The 18187-nt window shown below is 58.2% G+C and carries 12 protein-coding genes; 5 read left to right on the top strand and 7 right to left on the bottom strand.

The window, feature by feature from the left end; translation table 11 throughout:
• The first annotated feature begins 46 nt into the window (after positions 1-46).
• Positions 47-2785 (top strand): valine--tRNA ligase, encoded by a 2739-nt coding sequence (gene valS, locus G438_RS0107735; RefSeq protein WP_034285683.1) that lies wholly within the window; start codon positions 47-49, stop codon positions 2783-2785.
• 258 nt (positions 2786-3043) lie between these two features.
• Entirely contained in the window at positions 3044-5035 is a 1992-nt protein-coding gene (locus G438_RS0107730; RefSeq protein WP_084403197.1) for an AMP-dependent synthetase/ligase, read from the top strand.
• A 206-nt stretch (positions 5036-5241) separates the two neighbouring features.
• Here G438_RS0107730 and infB read toward each other — a convergent pair whose 3' ends face one another.
• From infB to G438_RS0107710, 4 genes are all read right to left on the bottom strand, one after another.
• Positions 5242-8079, bottom strand: coding sequence for a translation initiation factor IF-2 (infB, locus tag G438_RS0107725; RefSeq protein ID WP_026460831.1), 2838 nt, complete (start codon positions 8077-8079; stop codon positions 5242-5244).
• A 119-nt stretch (positions 8080-8198) separates the two neighbouring features.
• Complete coding sequence (locus G438_RS12285; RefSeq protein ID WP_131245845.1) at positions 8199-8417, bottom strand: YlxR family protein; 219 nt, start codon at positions 8415-8417, stop codon at positions 8199-8201.
• Positions 8418-8654: 237 nt separating this feature from the next.
• Positions 8655-9689, bottom strand: coding sequence for a transcription termination factor NusA (gene nusA / locus G438_RS0107715; RefSeq protein WP_026460829.1), 1035 nt, complete (start codon positions 9687-9689; stop codon positions 8655-8657).
• A 7-nt stretch (positions 9690-9696) separates the two neighbouring features.
• Positions 9697-10179: a ribosome maturation factor RimP gene (locus G438_RS0107710; RefSeq protein ID WP_026460828.1), complete on the bottom strand. Its 483-nt coding sequence runs from the start codon at positions 10177-10179 to the stop codon at positions 9697-9699.
• Positions 10180-10265: 86 nt separating this feature from the next.
• Here G438_RS0107710 and G438_RS0107705 point away from each other — a divergent pair, with 86 nt between their 5' ends.
• Positions 10266-11324 carry a hypothetical protein gene (locus G438_RS0107705; protein WP_026460827.1) on the top strand — a complete coding sequence of 353 codons (1059 nt, stop codon included), beginning with the start codon at positions 10266-10268 and terminating at the stop codon, positions 11322-11324.
• A 43-nt stretch (positions 11325-11367) separates the two neighbouring features.
• Here the strand turns inward: G438_RS0107705 and G438_RS0107700 are convergent, their stop codons facing one another.
• Positions 11368-12789, bottom strand: coding sequence for an amidase (locus G438_RS0107700; protein ID WP_034285680.1), 1422 nt, complete (start codon positions 12787-12789; stop codon positions 11368-11370).
• Between the two features lie 45 nt (positions 12790-12834).
• Here G438_RS0107700 and G438_RS0107695 point away from each other — a divergent pair, with 45 nt between their 5' ends.
• Entirely contained in the window at positions 12835-13311 is a 477-nt protein-coding gene (locus G438_RS0107695) for a hypothetical protein (protein WP_026460825.1), read from the top strand.
• A 133-nt stretch (positions 13312-13444) separates the two neighbouring features.
• Here G438_RS0107695 and dnaG read toward each other — a convergent pair whose 3' ends face one another.
• Both dnaG and G438_RS0107685 read right to left on the bottom strand, forming a co-directional pair.
• The gene (dnaG, locus tag G438_RS0107690; protein ID WP_026460824.1) at positions 13445-15412 is read right to left on the bottom strand and encodes a DNA primase; all 1968 of its coding nucleotides are present in this window, start codon (positions 15410-15412) and stop codon (positions 13445-13447) included.
• Between the two features lie 128 nt (positions 15413-15540).
• Positions 15541-16803 carry a deoxyguanosinetriphosphate triphosphohydrolase gene (locus tag G438_RS0107685; RefSeq protein ID WP_026460823.1) on the bottom strand — a complete coding sequence of 421 codons (1263 nt, stop codon included), beginning with the start codon at positions 16801-16803 and terminating at the stop codon, positions 15541-15543.
• 60 nt (positions 16804-16863) lie between these two features.
• Here G438_RS0107685 and G438_RS0107680 point away from each other — a divergent pair, with 60 nt between their 5' ends.
• Positions 16864-18048 (top strand): hypothetical protein, encoded by a 1185-nt coding sequence (locus tag G438_RS0107680; RefSeq protein WP_026460822.1) that lies wholly within the window; start codon positions 16864-16866, stop codon positions 18046-18048.
• The last annotated feature ends 139 nt before the right edge of the window (positions 18049-18187 follow it).

Below are 18187 nucleotides of genomic sequence, written 5' to 3'. Positions count from 1 at the left end.
CGCAAAAAGCCCGTACCCTTAGACGCGTAGATAATCCACGACTCGGATGGAGAATATTGCAATGAGCACATCACCTGCCCCCACGCGTTTGCCTGCACCTGTGCTACCTGACAAGGTTGGCGCCGAAGGCCTTGAATCAAAGTGGGGAGCTCAGTGGGAAGCTGCAGGAACCTACGCTTTTGATCGCACTGCCCAGCGCGAGCAGGTATTCTCCATTGACACGCCTCCACCGACGGCCTCAGGTTCACTGCATGTGGGGCATGTCTTTAGCTATACGCATACCGATGTGATTGCTCGCCATCGCAGGATGAGCGGTAAGGCAGTGTTTTATCCGATGGGCTGGGACGATAATGGCTTGCCCACGGAACGGCGTGTACAGAATTACTACGGTGTCCGTGTCGACCCTACGTTGCCCTACGATCCAGATTTTGTTCCCCCGCACCAGGGTGGTGAAGGGAAATCTATTAAGGCAGCAGATCAGGTGCCTATTTCGCGGCGTAATTTCGTGGAGTTATGCGAGCGCCTTACCGTGGAAGATGAGGCACAGTTTGAGGCTCTGTGGCGCTACCTGGGTTTGTCGGTGGATTGGAAACAGACGTACCAGACGATTGGCGCGCGGGCACGTAAGGTAGCTCAGGCTGCCTTCTTGCGTAACCTGGCACGAGGCGAGGCCTACCAAAGTGAAGCACCTGGCCTGTGGGATGTCACATTCCAAACGGCTGTGGCGCAGGCAGAGTTAGAGTCGCGCGAATACCCGGGCTTTTACCACCGTTTAGCTTTCCACATTACTGACGCTGAGGCTGCTGCTCGCGCAGCCGAGCAGGGTGCGCCGGTAGAAAACGGCGTTGACGTATGTATCGAAACGACACGCCCTGAATTACTTGCGGCCTGCGTTGCCCTTGTGGCGCACCCCGACGACGAGCGCTATCAGCCATTATTTGGCCAAATGGTGACCTCGCCTGTCTTTGGTGTTGAGGTACCTGTCTTGGCTCATCCGCAGGCTGAAAGGGACAAAGGCGCGGGTATCGCCATGTGTTGTACCTTCGGTGACACCACTGATATTGACTGGTGGCGTGACCTTGAGTTGCCGTTGCGCGCAATCCTGCGTAAGGATGGCCGGATCCACGCAGAGGTGCCGCAGTGGATCACGACCCCTGCTGGTATCGAGGCTTTTGAAGAGATCGCTGGGAAAACCACCTTTAGTGCGCGCGAGGCAGTGGTGGCGCGCCTCAAGGAAAGTGGCGAAATGCGTGGCGAGCCGGAAAAGACACTGCGGCAAACAAATTTCTTTGAAAAGGGCGATAAGCCTCTGGAGATTGTCACCTCGCGCCAGTGGTACATCCGTAACGGAGGCAAGGCGTGGACTAATCCTGCCTCTGGCGCCGATTTGCGCGGCGAACTTATTGAACGTGGCCGCCAGCTTGATTTCCACCCGGATTTCATGCGCGTGCGTTACGAGAATTGGGTGACTGGCCTCAATAATGACTGGCTTATTTCTCGCCAACGTTTCTTTGGTGTGCCTTTCCCGGTGTGGTATCGGGTGGACGAGGCTGGCCAAGTCGACTACACGCAGATTCTTACCCCGCCTGAAGCCTCACTGCCCGTCGATCCGTCCAGCGACGTGCCCGAAGGTTTTGTGGAAGAACAACGTGGTGCACCGGGTGGCTTCGTTGGCGAACTTGATGTCATGGACACCTGGGCGACGTCCTCTTTGTCACCGCAGATTGCCTGCGGCTTCTTGCACGATGACGATCTTTTTGCCCGCACCTACCCGATGGATGTGCGTCCACAGGGTCAAGACATTATCCGTACGTGGCTGTTTTCAACGGTGGTGCGCGCCAACCTTGAGTTTGGTGCGTTGCCGTGGGCGAATGCTGCGATTTCCGGCTGGATTTTGGATCCGGACCGCAAGAAGATGTCGAAGTCGAAGGGGAATGTGGTCACCCCGATGGCTCTTCTGGAAAAGCATGGGTCGGATGCGGTGCGTTATTGGGCGGCGTCAGCGCGTTTAGGTTTGGATGCTACCTTTGACGAGGCGCAGATGAAGATTGGTCGTCGCCTGGCCATTAAGGTCCTCAATGCGTCGAAATTTGCTCTCACCATGGGCGGTGAAGGTGCCGATGTGGACCTGGATCCGCGTCATGTCACTGAGCCTTTGGATCGTTCGGTGCTCGCTGAACTGCGCCGAGTCGTTGAGCTGAGCGGCGCCGCAATGGAGGCCTACGACCACACGAAGGCGCTGGAGGCAACGGAGTCCTTCTTCTGGACCTTCTGCGATGACTATTTGGAGTTGGTGAAGGAACGCGCGTACAACCGTGATGGGAAATGGAGCCAGGAGCAGGCGGCGTCAGCACGCGCAGCCCTTGCGCTGGTGATCAATACGGTGGTGCGTCTGCTGGCCCCCTACTTACCTTTCGTCACTGAAGAGGTGTGGTCGTGGTACCGCGAAGGCTCTGTGCATCAAGCGGCATGGCCCAGCGCCTCAGAATTGGCTGACGTGGACGGCGATCCGGCGCATTTGAAGGCCGCTTCGGCTGCCTTGGTTGTATTGCGGCGCGTGAAATCGGAAGCGAAGGTTTCGCCTCGTACCCCCTTTGTGCGTGTCGAGGTGGCGGCTGAGGCGTCATTGCTGCCTTTCCTTGATGCGGTGAGTGGTGACGTGGCCTCGGCCACCCGCATTGAAGGGCACCCGGTCTTGTCTGCCCTTGATGGGTATGAGGGTGGGGACCAGGTGCTGGTCACCGCTTTTGAATTGGGCGAGGCGCCGGCACGCAATAAGGGGTAACGCCTACCTTCTGCGGACACCCGGTCCGCAGGCTCCCAACGCGAATGTGGTTCACGAAATACCTCCGAAACTGTTGAGGTGTTTCGTGAGCCTATTCGGTTGCCCAGCCCTACATTCATGTGCCCACTCCTGCCCTCATATGCCCACTGGGTTGCGGCGCACCCCCACCTGACACCGCCTCACCTACGCGCTAGGGTTATGCACGAGGCTTTGCCACCACGTACAACCACCAAGCGGATGAGAAAGTGGGAACTGAGGATGGTTCACTCCCCCAATGACGCATCGGATGCGGTTACCTCAAGCCAAACCGAGGATGCGGCCTCGTCAATTGACGTTCACGAGGCGACTTCCTCTCAGGCCCCACGCACCCTCCCCCGGGCACTGGGCGAGCCTGTGTTAGGTGATAATGGCACCGAAGCCCTCGAATGGCACGCGCCCGTACTGGTCCGCATCGATGAGCGCACTACCATCCCCTACCTGCTCCAACGACGTGTCCAACGTAGTGCACGGCGGCCACTTATTGCCGTGAAAGATGCCTTAGGCACAGGCTGGCGCAATATTACGGCTGCACAATTTCACGACGAGGTTCAAGCAACCGCCGCTGGCCTGATCGCATTGGGTTTGGAATTTGGACAGTCGCTGGCCATTATGGCGCGTACTCGTTACGAATGGACCCTACTGGACTACTCCTGTTGGGCGGCAGGTCTTATCCCCGTGCCGATCTACGAAACCTCCTCAGGCGAACAAATCGAATACATCATTAAAGATGCCAATGTGCGGGCCATCGTGACTGAGACCGTGACCCAACTAGAATTGGCAAAAGCTGCATGTCAACGCCTGGGCATTGATGATCTTCTGTTCTTCTCCCTTGATACCGAAGCCATCCAAACGATTCAAGATGCTGGTGTGACCACGCCGCGTACGGCGGTTCAAACACGCACCGACCAACTCACCACCGCTTCGCTCGCAACGATTGTCTATACCTCGGGGACGACGGGACGACCCAAAGGCACGGTGATCACCCACGGAAATTTCACTGAGCTTGCGGTGAATTCTCACGCGTGGATGCCTGAGGTTGCGATGGGGAAGGACTCCCGCCTGCTTCTTTTCCTGCCGCTCGCACATGTTTTTGCGCGTTTCCTGCAGGTATTCCAGCTCTCCGGCGAAGGCATCTTGGGACATACCCCTGATACGAAGAACCTCCTTACTGACTTGGCGTCGTTCCGCCCGTCTTACCTTCTGGCAGTGCCGCGGGTGTTAGAGAAGATTTATAACTCTGCGGACGCTAAAGCAGGTGGGGGGCCAAAGCAGAAGATATTTCGGTGGGCTGCCCAGGTGGCAGTCGCCTACTCTAAAGCGATGGAAACACCTGAAGGTCCCTCAAAATCGCTCAAAGCTCAGCGTACGTTGGCGGACCGACTGGTGTATTCGAAGATTGTGCAGCTCGTTGGCGGCAACGCGAAATTCATTATTTCCGGCGGAGCGCCGCTGTCGACGAGGCTGGCACACTTCTACACGGGACTTGGACTACCGGTCCTTGAGGGCTATGGTCTGACTGAAACCGTGGGGCCACTATCAGTCAATACGCCGCGTCTGAGCAAAATTGGCACCGTTGGTCCGCCGCTACCACCCATGTCGGTCAAGATTAGTGACGACGGTGAAATCCTGATTAAGGGACCCTCTGTTTTCCAGGGGTACCATAATAATCCTGAGGCAAGTGCCGCCGCTTTCACGGACGACGGATGGTTTAAAACCGGTGACCTTGGCTCTTTAGATCGCGACGGCTATGTCCGCATCACAGGACGTGCGAAAGAAATCATCGTGACTGCGGGTGGGAAAAATGTGGCACCCGCATCCTTAGAGGATCCGTTGCGTGGACACCCGCTGATCTCACAGGTTGTTGTTGTGGGCGATAAGCGGCCTTTTATCGCTGCTCTTGTCACCCTTGACGCCGAGATGTTGCAGGGGTGGCTAAGCAACCATGGACTGCCTGCCATGTCGGTTGTGGAGGCCTCGACCAATATTGAGGTGTTGAACGCGTTGGAACGGGCGGTGGATCGCGCCAATCAGCACGTGTCACGTGCCGAGGCGATACGCAAAATCAAGGTGCTCACCACTGATTTCACCGAGGCCAACGGCTTGCTCACGCCTTCACTCAAAGTGAAGCGTTCGCTTGTGCTCCAGCGCTTTGCCGACACAATTGATGATATCTACGGCGGGCCGGTTGTTGATGTCGATCAAGCAAAGTAGTTCCTTCAGGCAGGTAACGCCGCGCCAATTGCACGCGAAATGCGTTGCGCGCAATGGGCAGTGCATAGCTAAACCGACTGGATAGCGAAGCGGATTGCATCGCGAGGCACACTGCATGGCCAGTAAGACTGTACGCTAATCCGAATCACATCACACTTGGGGGGGCGGCCATGTGGCCGCCCCCCCAAGCACATGTCAGCTAGCGATTAGTCGCGAGCTTTTTCGCGCATCTCCCACGTCTCAATGATGTCGCCTTCGGCGATATCCTTGTGACCCAGGGTGATACCGCATTCGAAACCTTCGCGTACCTCAGTGACGTCGTCTTTTTCACGCCGCAACGAGGCAATTTCAAGGTTGTCTGCCAGCACAACGCCGTCGCGTACCAGGCGTGCCTTGGTACCACGTTTGATGGTGCCGCTGCGGACAATTGAACCTGCGATATTGCCGAATTTGCCTGAACGGAATACCTGTCGAATCTCCGCGGTACCCAGCTGGACTTCCTCGTAGATTGGCTTGAGCATACCTTTCAGTGCTGCTTCGACATCGTCGAGTGCCGAGTAGATCACGTTGTAGTACTTGATCTCGACACCTTCAGCGTCGGCCATTTCTTGGACGCGCTCAGCCGGGCGCACGTTGAAGGCGATAATAACGGCGTTGTCCACCGTTGCCAGGTTGACGTCGTTTTGGGTGATAGCGCCAACACCACGGTGAATAATCCGCAGCGCCACTTCGTCGCCCACCTCGATGCGCAGCAAGGCATCTTCAAGTGCTTCAACAGCACCGGAGACGTCACCCTTGATGACCAAGTTGAGTGTGTCAACGGTGCCTTCCTTAAGGACTTTATCGAAGTCTTCAAGGGAGACGCGCTTACGACGTTTAGCCAGCATGGCTTGACGTTCCGCTGATTCACGTTTGTCAGCAATTTGACGAGCGGTGCGGTCATCCGGTGCCACCAAGAAGGCGTCACCTGCACGCGGCACCGACGTCAAACCAATCACTTGGACCGGACGCGACGGACCTGCCTCGGCAACGTCCTCACCATTGTCGCCAAACATTGCTCGGACGCGACCATACGAGGCGCCCACAACAAGGGAGTCGCCCACACGCAAGGTGCCACGCTGAACTAGCATTGTGGCGACGGCACCACGACCGCGGTCGAGGTTGGCTTCGATGGCCACGCCACGTGCATCAGAGTTGGGATTGGCCGTCAGGTCAAGTGCAGCATCGGCCGTCAACAGTACCGCTTCGAGGAGTTCGTGGATACCCTTACGTTGCTTAGCTGATACGTCAACAAACATCACATCGCCGCCGTATTCCTCAGCCACGAGGCCATATTCGGTGAGCTGACCACGGATCTTCTCTGGGTTGGCTTCGTCCTTATCGACCTTGTTGACTGCCACCACGATTGGCACATTTGCTGCCTGAGCGTGGTTGATGGCTTCAACGGTCTGAGGCATCACGCCATCATCAGCTGCCACCACGAGGATCGCGATGTCAGTGACCTGTGCGCCGCGGGCACGCATAGCAGTGAATGCTTCGTGACCGGGGGTATCGATGAAGGTGATCGGACGCTTTTGGCCTTCGTGTTCCACGGACACCTGGTAGGCACCGATGTGCTGGGTGATGCCGCCATGTTCGGTGTCCACCACGTCGGTATGACGGATGGCGTCAAGCAGTTTGGTTTTACCGTGGTCAACGTGACCCATGACGGTGACGACCGGTGGGCGCGCCACCATGTTGTCGGCATCGTCGAGTTCTTCGGCTTCGAGGTCAATGTCGAAGGATTCGAGCAACTCACGGTCTTCATCTTCCGGCGAGACGACCTTAACCTCGTAACCAAGTTCAGCACCCAGTGCTTCGAAGGTGTCTTGGTCAAGAGACTGGGTGGCGGTCGCCATTTCACCGAGGTGGAATAGCACTGTCACAAGTGCAGCAGGATTGACGTTGATCTTCTCGGCAAGGTCAGCAAGGGAGGCACCCTGTCGGATACGGATCTCTTGTCCATTACCGCGCGGAATCGATACGCCACCGATGACGGGCGCATTCTGCTGTTCAAATTCCTGTCGTTTCGCGCGTTTTGACTTACGGCCGCGTTGGCTCTTGCCGCCGCCTCGCCCGAATGCCCCGGGCGTCGCACCGCGGCCTGCGCCACGACCACCACCACGAGGCGGAGCGAATCCTGCACCGGCACCCTGAGGTGCACCTGCAGCAGGTGCCGTTGAACGTGGGCTGCTGGTTCCGCGTCCGCGACCGCCGCCCGTTGGGCGTGGAGCGCGTTCAGGTGCGCCTGCACCGCCGCGGACAAAATTTGCCTGCCCTGGCATCATGCCAGGATTGGGACGGTTGCCGCCGCCTGGGCGTGGAGCACCACTGCGCGGCGCACGTGGGGCTGCTGTTTTTCCGCGTTCTGCCTGCGGCGCACTTGCGCTTCGAGGGGCGCCTGGGCGGGGTGCGCCAGGACGCGGCGCAGGACGAGGCCCGCCTGAGCCTCCTGGACGAGGCATGCCTTGGCTTGAGGCGTACGGGTTATTGCCAGGGCGCGGTCCACCTGCGCGCGGGACCGCAGGGCGCGGTGCAGGGCGAGGTGGTGCGGGCCGAGCTGGAGCTTCCTCGAATGCTGGGGCGTTCGTGGGTACCGCAGGTTTCTTGGGGCCTGGGCGAGCGATGGGTGCTGCAGCCTTGGGGGCCTCAACCTTGGGCGCTTCAACTTGAGGTGTATCGACCTTAGGAGCCTGTGGTGATGGCACTGCTGGTGTCGGTTCTTCGGCAACGCGCTCTTCAGTAGCGCGTGGAGCCTGCGGGGCTTTGGGCGCCGATGGGCGCGCAGTTGGCTTGGGGGCGGCAGTCGCTTTCGGCGCAGGTGCCGGAGCAGGTTTTTCTGCCGTTTGACTTTGGTAGTGCTCACGCACAGCACGCACCACCGGCGGCTCAAGGGCCGACGAGGATGCCTTGACGAACTCACCGTGATCGTTGAGATACGTCAATAGTTCTTTGCTGGTGATTCCGAGCTCTTTGGCGAGCTCGTGGACACGCAACTTTGCCACATTTCTCCTGTCTGGACGCGACTCCACACAGGAGTGACGCGTCATTGGTATTGCTGGCAGCTCATCGCTGGGTACTCATCGGGTGCCCATCGGCTTCCAACCCGCTTCCATTCATCGTCTCACGACGCACCGTGCGTCGCGGTGGCGGCTATCTGCTCTAGTGTGTGCCACAGACTTTCGGGGATTTCTCCGTCAAATCTGAGGCGGCGAGCCAATGCTTTGCGTTGGCGTCCTCGGCTGATACAGCGTGGATCCGGGTGGAACCATGCTCCTCGACCTGGCAGTTTGCCTTTGGGATCTACGTACGCAGTCCCGTTGAAGGCGGCGATGCGAACCATCTTCGCACGCGCGCTCCGCTGGCCACACCCCACGCAGGTACGCACTGGAGGGACAAGGGTTTCCTTGACCGCAGTGGGCTCGTTGAGCTGTGGCACAGTGTCCAAGCTTAGTCGAGTTTTGCCCGTTTCCCGTCTTTGCCTCGTGAGCAACTGGTCACGTCAGTGCACGAGGCCGCGCGCCGCCACTGACAGCTGCGCATGTTTTCGGTGCACTACTGTCACAGCGCTGCGTCACTGTTACAGCGCTGCGTCGTTGCGGACGTCGTCTGACATTGACGAGCGTGAAACCTCCGGGTCGTCACCGCCTTCGGTATCAGAATGAATATCGATGTGATAACCCGTTAGCCGCGCGGCTAGACGCGCATTTTGTCCTTCTTTTCCAATGGCCAAGGACAGTTGGAAATCTGGCACGATTGCGGTGGCGGTACGGTTTTCGACCGAGTGAACCACCACACGGGTGACGCGAGCCGGGGATAGAGAGTTCGCGACGAAATGACCGGGGTTGTCGGAGTAGTCGACGATATCGATTTTTTCTCCACCAAGTTCTGTCATCACTGCGCGGACGCGAGCGCCCATTGGCCCGATGCAGGCACCTTTAGCATTGACACCTTCACGCAAGGCAGCCACAGCGATCTTCGTTCGGTGTCCGGCCTCGCGGGCGATGGACTTAATGGAGACAAGGCCGTCTTGTATTTCTGGCACTTCTCGTTCAAAGAGTCCCAAAACCAAACCTGGATGTGTTCGCGACAGCGTGATACGCGGACCTTTTTCTGTGCGCTCAACGGCAACAACATAGGCACGTACGCGATCACCATGGCGGTAGAATTCGCCAGGAGTTTTTTCTGAATCGGGCAATACGGCCTCGAATTCGTCAGCTAGGAGGATACGCGTCAGGCGGCCATCACGCGATTGCTGAACCACGCCGGTGACAATCTGCCCCTGTTTTGACGCGAAGTCGCCCAGCACACGTTGATCGTCTGCATCACGCAGACGCTGCATGATGATGGAGCGGGCAGTGGCTTGGGCGATGCGTCCAAAATTTTTCGGAGTGTCATCGAACTCGCCGATGGGGTTGCCGTCGTCGTCTTCCTCTGTGGCCATCACTGACACGCGCCCAGTGCGCTTGTCAATTTCGATACGTGCCTGGCTGATGGCGCCTGGCAGATTGTGATAAGCCTTCAGCAGCGCTTCTTCGATGGCGTCAACAAGCGTGTCAAGGGCAACACCTTTTTCTTGTTCCACCATCCGCAGTGCAGTCATGTCGATTTCCATACTCGCCTCATTCCTCCGTGTCGAAGTCGTGTGCAAATTCGACGCATGCACGCGCCTTTTTTATTGCGTTGTAGTCGATGGTAGTCGCCTCACCATCGATGTCGAGTGTGACAGCGCTATCGTCAACACTAAGAACATGTCCCTGCAGTGAACGCCCATCTTTGAGTTTGCCACGAATAAGGCGTCCCTGCACGCGCCTCCAATGGGCTGGCTTCAGCAGTGGTCGTTCAATCCCTGGGGTCGTGACCTCGAGGAGGTACTCCCCTTCCACCGGATCAAGGTCGTCCATTGCGCGCGAAATTGCTCGGGAAACGTCTGCCAGGGTTTCTGAATCCAACGGCGGCTGCCCTTCGGGTTCTTCAACGACGACACGCACCACGGTCGCACCATATTGGGAAGCCAGTACGACCGTATCCACCTCCACACCATGCTGGGCGGCGACGGGGGTAAGTACGGCATGTAGGTGCTCATCAGGCTGAGGCTTGGGCACAGGACCTCCTTGAACAAAGGGCATACGTGCGGCGACACGTCACGTAGGGGCAATGTTACCTGTCTTAAGCATGGAATGATGGTGCTGTGTCTGTTGCTTCTCATTTGACAAATCTGCCGTCTGCTCGTCGCCGCACAACTGTGGCGGCCCTGGCCTGCCTAGTTGCATTCCTCCTGGGTGCCTGCAGCCTTCGCTTTTCGACGAACCCCGAGTCTTTGCCGTCGTTATCGCAATCGCAAAGTCTGCGAGACACGATGGCGCGCACTGAAGTGGCAGCACATGCGCGTGCATTAGAACTGGCAGCCAAGGCGAACACATGCCAGGCCTGCAGCTCAGCACTTCACGATGTGGCAGCGGCAAGCGAGCAGCGTGCCACGCTGTTGGGTGGCATGTGGGATCCGTGGGGCGACGCGACCACTGACGGCCTACAACAGCCCCAAGACGCTGCTGACGCCCCTGTTGATATTGCCTCTTTCGTTTCCTGGCTTGAGGCAAGTGCCCGCCGTGACCTGCTGGCAGCCACCGATGCTGATGTTGTCGAACCAGAAGAAGCCAGCGCGATGGTGCGCCTCGCCCTTGGTCGGCACCAGGATGCCACGCACCTTGCCGGTATCTACGGCGTCGATGTCACCACTGGCGCTGCCAATGTCAATACGACGGTCGCACGTGCGAAGGTGTTGAATGACTTGGGAGGCGGCACCTCTGATGGAGGATGGGCACTTGCCGACGACAGTTTCGCACAGCTGTCGCCGTCACCACTTGAGCAGGATAACCAGGCGGACGAAGCATTGGCCTCGACAATTACCTCATGGGATTGCATTGCCCAGCACGTCCCTGCGCGCGAACTTGCTGACGAGACCATACCCAATGGCGAATCTATCGGCGATGCTCTGCTGGCGCGATCCTTGGTGTATCTCACACAGGGTGCAACGGATCGGCGCCTCTACAGGTGTCAGATCAGTGACACCTCCCCCACCGGACTTGCCGCTACAGTATTGGATGCCGACCTCGCACTATTTACGTCCTCATCGACGCCTGTTCGACAGATCGGTGCGCAGGCACTCTTAGAGGACCTTGCTGTGTGGTCACCGTATATGGATGAGGTGCTTGCCTCCCGTTCTTTCACCCTTATTGAAGGTGAGTAAAGCTCCGTCGGATATGACCGTCACGCCGAATATTTACTCCCCGTCAGGTATGGAGGACCGAGGCATCCCACTGGGCGCTTAGTCCACCGTTGGTGTCAAGATGAGCCGCTAACGCAAGGAGTAGGTCTTCTCGTCCCATGCGTGCAACGATCTGAGCACCAATAGGCACACCTGCGTCACTCATTCCAGCATGGACCGACATCGCGGGGTGGCCAGACACGTTGAAGATCGCCGTATTGGCCACCATCGGTGCTGATGCCATGAACGACGCAAGATGCCCTTTGTTTGCAAAAAAGGTTGCCGACACAGGCAGCTGAGGCATAGTTGGCACTGCGATAAGGTCAGCCCCGCCAAAGAGTGCGTCAATGCGGTTACTGATGCGCATGGCCGAGGCAGTAGCGGCTCGCAGAAGCTGCGGCGTCACCGCTGCGCCGAGCGCGGCACTCGCTTTGGTGCGGGCGGTAAGAAGATCGGGGTGTTCCACCTGGCTGGCCTCAACGCGCATACCGGACAGGTGCATCGCCATGAATGCGGGGGTGGGAAGTGGCCATGTCAGTGCACGGGCCCTCACGTCGCAGCCAAGGCGCATCAGGCGCGAAAGAAATTGGTCAAAAGCGGCATATACCTGCGGATCAGTGGCAATACCCGGGAGGATGCAGCGATGCTGGGCGCGGATCCGCAGCGGCCCCTGGTGATTCACCGGAAAATTGCCGCGCGATCCTTCCTCCACCGCCTGCGTGTAGCTCTCGGTATGAGGTGGATAGGTCCACTGGTCAATATCTTCATTTCCACTGATGACATCAAGGACGAGGGCCATGTCGTATGCACTGCGCGTAAGGGCACCAAAGGTTGCCAATCCATGCCAGTGCTGTGCAAGTGGCGCACTCGAAATACGGCCACGTGTCGGTTTGAGGCCAAAAACTCCGCTGGCCGAGGCGGGGATACGCAGTGATCCTCCTCCGTCAGCACCCAAAGCGATGGGCACCATACCGGTTGCGACGGCGGCGCCACTGCCCGCAGAGGAGCCGCCGGGTGAGTACTGCTGGTTCCACGGGTTCACTGTTGTTCCGTGATACTCCGACTCCCCAGCCGCATACTGACCAAACTCTGGCATATTTGTGCGCGCAACGATGACTGCGCCTGCGCTGCGAATTCGCGCAACGACAGCGCAGTCATGATCTGCGGGGGTGCTATTGCCTTGTCCCCCTAAGGTGGTGATATCACCAGCAACGTCGTATTCCTCTTTGACGGCAACACTGACCCCTTTGAGTGGCAATGCACCGTTGGCGTTGCGGTCAAGGGCGCGTGCCTCTTCCTGCGCAGCATCGCGGCGAACGTGGGTAAGTGCGTGGACATATGGGTCTAATGCGTCGATACGCGCCAGCGTCGCCTGGGTGGCACTGAGGGCAGTGAGTTTTCCTGCGTTCACTGATGCCGCGATTCGCGCGGCGCTGGGTGTACTCATGATTCCTCCTGCGTGGGGGTCCTCACTGGTTTTAGGCTTGTGCCTATGGCATTACCTGATTCTATTGCCCAACTACTGCCCACACGTGACCGCCTCGCACCTGCGGTGGCTCTGCTCGACGACCAGTGGGCAGTTGCAGGTACCCATGCACTTGCGGTGGTGGCACCCGGACGCATCGTCACTGCTGGCATGTGGTATGAGATACAGACACTCGCCTGGGATGCAGATACGCAACGTCTGCAGGTGGTGTGGAGTGATCCAGGCCGTGTCCCTTTTTCCTGCATCACTACATGCGAGCCCGTTGATTTTATGCGCCATGCCCGCGAGCGCCTCGCTTATACGCAGGTGTCTTTGCGTTCCCTACGAGCCGACAATGGGACACGTATCGTGGTGCAGATACGCCGTGGGCCCGACGGCGCGTTGTTTTCGGTACTCACGGCCTCCGGTCCGCTTGACGAGGCGGCAAAGCGTACCGCTGACAGGCTCGAATGGGAGATGCGTGAAGCCGTCGGCTTAGAGTAGGTGTGCGCCCACAACACCGATCTGCGCTGGGAGTGTAGGTGCCGCTCACGGTGCTAACCACTCGACCTATTGGCTGCGTGCCTTCGACGTCTTTGGTGTCGTTGCCGACTACTGTGCCTGCCGATGGCTGTGCCTACTGTGGATGTTCAACGAAGTACTGGCGGCGCGCCTCGAGGCGCATGAGCTCAGCAAATACCTGTGTATAGGCGGGGTCAGTATCGTTCATACCATGCAGCTGCGTGCGTAAATCACCGATTCGGCGCACAAGGTCTTTCCTCACCATTGCCGCGATCGTGCCACGACAGTAGTGTCGTATCCGTTCCTCATCGTCAATGATGGGCAGCGGCGTCACCACTAACTCAGAAACAGCCTCGGCAAACGGATCAGCAAACGAACGAACGGCATCAACAAAACGACGTGCTGCCGTCGCATGTGCGGCGCTACCCACCCCTTGTGTTGTTTCCTCTTCACGCATGAGGGTCACATAGTAGTCCAATCCGCCGACGGCACGTAACGCATCGTGGACGGTGCGTAACGTTGGGGCGGTGAAGGACTGTGCGTCAAGTTCTTCAAAACCCATGCCGATAGATTCTCGGGGAAATTGCAACACGCAGGCCAAGGCATGACGCTCCAAACGTGTAACAGGGTCTTCTGCGCTCACATGCCGCGGGCGAGAAAGTCCTGCTGCTGCCATCGGCTGAGCACCTACTTCATGCTGAAGTGCCCCAGGGCCTGGTCGAGGACTATAGCGCACCTCGCGCGACACTTCGGCGATATCCATACCGAGCCACCCGGCAAGTAGACGTGTGTACTCTGTGCGCAGTGCGCGATCTTTAATGCGTGAAACCACTGGTGCGCTCAAACGTAAACCACGCACACGTCCTTCAGCGCTTCGCAGGTCCAAAGGTTTCAGTTGTGCACGGATCACGAATTCAAAAAGCGGGATACGACCTTCCACTAGGCGGCGCACCGCCTGGTCACCATGGGCCAGTCGCAGATCGCACGGATCCATACCGTGAGCTTCGACCGCAACGAAGGTTTGGGCGGCAAAGTTTTGATCTTCGGTAAAGGCACGTAATGCGGCTTTTTGTCCTGCCTCGTCGCCGTCAAAGGTGAAGATGACTTCACCGCCGTGGCCTCGCCCATCAGCAAGGACCACTCCTGCCGCAGGGTCGGCATTATCCCCCAAAAGGCGTCGCACAATTTTGACGTGCTCGGATCCAAATGCGGTACCACAGGTGGCCACCGCACAGGTTTCGCCAGCAACGTGGGCTGCCATTACATCGGTGTACCCCTCGACGACGACAATGCGTCTGCTGGAAATAATCGCCTTTTTTGCCAGGTCCAGCCCATAAAGCAGTTGCGATTTCTTAAAGATCGGTGTTTCTGGCGTATTGAGGTATTTCGGTGATTCTTTGTCGTTGTCATCGAGGCGTCGCGCCCCAAAACCAACAGTGGCACCTGTGATATCGCGGATCGGCCAGACGAGGCGGCCACGGAACCGATCGTAAAGGCCTCGATTGCCAGCACTGGCCAGGCCAGCGATTTTGAGTTCGTCGTCAGTGAATCCACGGGACCGGAGGTGGCGGGTGAGGTTGTCCCACCCTTGGGGGGCATATCCCACACCGAAGTGACGACACATCGCTTCGGTAAATCCTCTGCCCGCAAGAAATGCGCGACCAACATGGGCTTGGGGGCTGCCCAGTTGGAGTTGATAAAACTCTTCCGCTGCGCGGTGGGCATCAAGAAGACGTTGGCGTCGCCCTGGTTCCTCGGTGTGACGATGCCGTCCACCTTCTTCGTAGTGCAGGGTGATATTGGCTCTGGCTGCGAGTAGTTCAACGGCTTCAGTGAAGGAAATATGGTTGATTTTCTCAACGAAACTGATGACGTCGCCACCTTCGCCGCAGCCGAAACAATGCCACAGGCCGAGGAGCGGGCGGACATGAAAACTGGGGGTGCGTTCGTCATGAAAGGGACACAGGCCTTTTTGTGAACCAACACCTGCGGTACGTAAAGCCACGTGTTCGCCAACAATATCGTCAATCCGCGAGGCGTCGCGTACTGCCGCAATATCCTCTTTTCGGATTAAACCTGCCATGGTGTGAGTGTAGCGAATATCGTGGCACTGTCAGGCGATAGGACCTGGTTCATCGTGATGTGACAGCATTTGCACACAGGCGGGCAGGTGACGACGAAATAGCTCACGTCGGTATGTACGGAGCGAATCTAAAGCTGCGTGGACAGGAGACCGCACAGCCGCGCGTGCCATGTCGATGCCGAGGCGTCAGTGAGGGATGCCACCTGGTCTATCACGACACGTAGCCGCACGGTGTCTACGGTCGTGGCGCGCCATCTGTGAGCAAATGGTGGTTCCAACAGGTCTGCTCCCCCATTCCAGAGGACATCAACCAAGTCAGCAAGGAGCGTGCCCTGTTGGTAGTACACGGGTTCGGTTTCGCGAGGACCCATCACATAGTGGGCTGCCATACCTTTGAGTGCAAGGATTTCAATGCGTGTACTCGTGGGCACCACCAGGTCAGCCTGATAACGTCCGAGCGCCCCTTCACCGAAGCGGGACCTGGTGGCTTCAACGGTTGATGCGCAGAACCGACCAATCAGTTCAGAAGTGAGGTCTTTCAAGGCAGCCAGGTCCGCCCAGCTGTGGTCAAAGCGGGCCAACCACACCCGACTTGCCCGCAAGCGTTCCACGGCAGCGCCAAGGTCATCCGGGGTGCACGACGGCTTGTACCAGTTCATTGTCGTGTCGATCATGGCATCAATTTGAGCAGGGTCGTCAAGCGCGGCAGGATCAAATTTGCCGGTGGCAATAGCGTCCTCAACGTCGTGTACCGAGTAGGCGATATCGTCGGAAAGGTCCATAATTTGAGCTTCCAGGCACCGCTTGCCTTCCGGGCTGTCCTGGCGTACCCAGGCAAATACGTCGCTATCGTCGTCGTAGACCGAATATTTGCGTTCGCTCTTGCCCTTATCTGGACCTTTCCCTTTTGCCCACGGGTATTTACACACCGCATCAAGGGTTGCACGGGTGAGGTTCAGGCCAGCTGGATCACCGTCGTGGTCAAGGACCTTCGGTTCCAACCGCGTGAGCACCCGAAATGTCTGTGCGTTTCCTTCAAATCCGCCAGCGTCTTTGGCCAGCGCATCCAGTGCCGCCTCCCCATTGTGCCCAAATGGTGGATGGCCCAGGTCGTGGGATAGACACGCTGCGTCCACCACATCCGGGTCAGCACCAAGGAGCTTCCCCAATTCGCGACCCACCTGGGCTACCTCAAGGGAGTGCGTGAGGCGCGTGCGCACAAAATCATCGGAAGAAGGGCCCAGGACCTGCGTTTTTTCACCAAGGCGTCGCAGCGCTGAGGAATGAAGAATACGTGCACGATCACGTTCAAAGTCGGTGCGCACAGGTGATTTTGGGGATTCTAAAACGCGCCGAGCTCGGTCAATGGCAGTGTAGGGACTTTCACTCACATGACCAGCCTAACGTGAATGACTCGACACACAATGCCATTGGCATGACATGATGGACATGTGACAGTTGATGCGTCCTCGACTCGGGTGCGCACGGTTTTACTCCACCGTAAGCACCGCGGCCCAAGTGTGTGGTGGCACAATGCCGTCGTATTACCCATAGGCCCCGCCCTGGACGGTGAGGCTTTGGCGAATTTACTCCACCTTGGCCAGTGCGCCTCGTCTCTGGGTGTGGACGCTGTGCACGTGGAGCTATCGACAGCTGATGTGGTACGGGACAGGCGTCTCGCCCTTTTCGTTGCCTCCACGCACGAGCATTCACTGAAGGTACTTGTTACGCTTCCTGGGGCTGCTATCCCAGTCGATGCCTCAACCCTTGATGTCATGGAGGGCGTGACCACACTGCTTGGCCGTATCCGCGCCTGCCGGGCTGCTGGCGCCGATGGCGTTGACCTCGCTGAAATACCCGATCCAGCATCTATTGCCACGCCAGACGGACAGGCCCGTTACGCCCAGCGTTTTACTGACCTCGTCCAGGTCCTTCTGGCTGAGGTCAGCGGCGAGGACGACTCCCCCATTTTGACTGCATCGTCAGCGACAACCAGCGTCGATGTATTGCGTCACCAACTCGAAGACAACTGGTTCCACCATCTGCGGGACACGTTCCTTAATCACACCGCTTGGGATGGGCCTTCTATTGCGCGCACCTTGCGACAAGCCTACGAATTGCGTGACCCCATAGGACAGGTGACCGCATGGTCGTGGTCGGCCTCGGAAAACGACGCTGCCGCATCGCCTCAAACCGGCTACGACGACAATGCTCGCTTGCTTGCCTCCCTTGCCTTGCCTGGAAGCGTCTACCTTGCCAGTGGCATACCGGTCGCCCAATGTAGCCCCCTTGAAGCCCAAGCCAGCGCACTTGGCGGTGGAACAACACGTGTGGCTATGCTTCGTGAAGCAACGCGGTTGCGCCGCGAACGGGATATGGGCACAGGGTCGTTGGCTATCGTCGATGGTCTTGAGTGGGCCCCTGATGGGGTCCTCGTGATGATCGTGTCAGGGATCATGGTGGTACTCAATACAACCTCCACCGATATTGAGGTTCCCAGCCAGCACCTGCCGCTCCTGACGTCCGCGGCGCCCCGTCACCGTTCTGCCGTGTCCTTTACGCTGCCTGCACATAGTTGCGGGTGGTTTGAAACCGCCCGCGTGCAGGCGGCCCCCACCCCCTTTGATTACGCCTAGCAAGCGCCAAGTTCGGCTCGGGCCACTTCGGTGATTCCACGACGGAACTAGTGTCGAACCCACGACAGGTCACTCAATGGCTTCAACGACGCTTTCATGCCCGAGGATCCCCGGCGCCTAGCGGTAAAATGTCGACGCT

It is taken from the genome of Schaalia suimastitidis DSM 15538 (assembly GCF_000429105.1).
In the GTDB taxonomy this organism is placed as follows: domain Bacteria; phylum Actinomycetota; class Actinomycetes; order Actinomycetales; family Actinomycetaceae; genus Pauljensenia; species Pauljensenia suimastitidis.
Note: the sequence above shows the minus strand (reverse complement) of the source record. Positions and strands in the feature narration are given on the sequence as shown.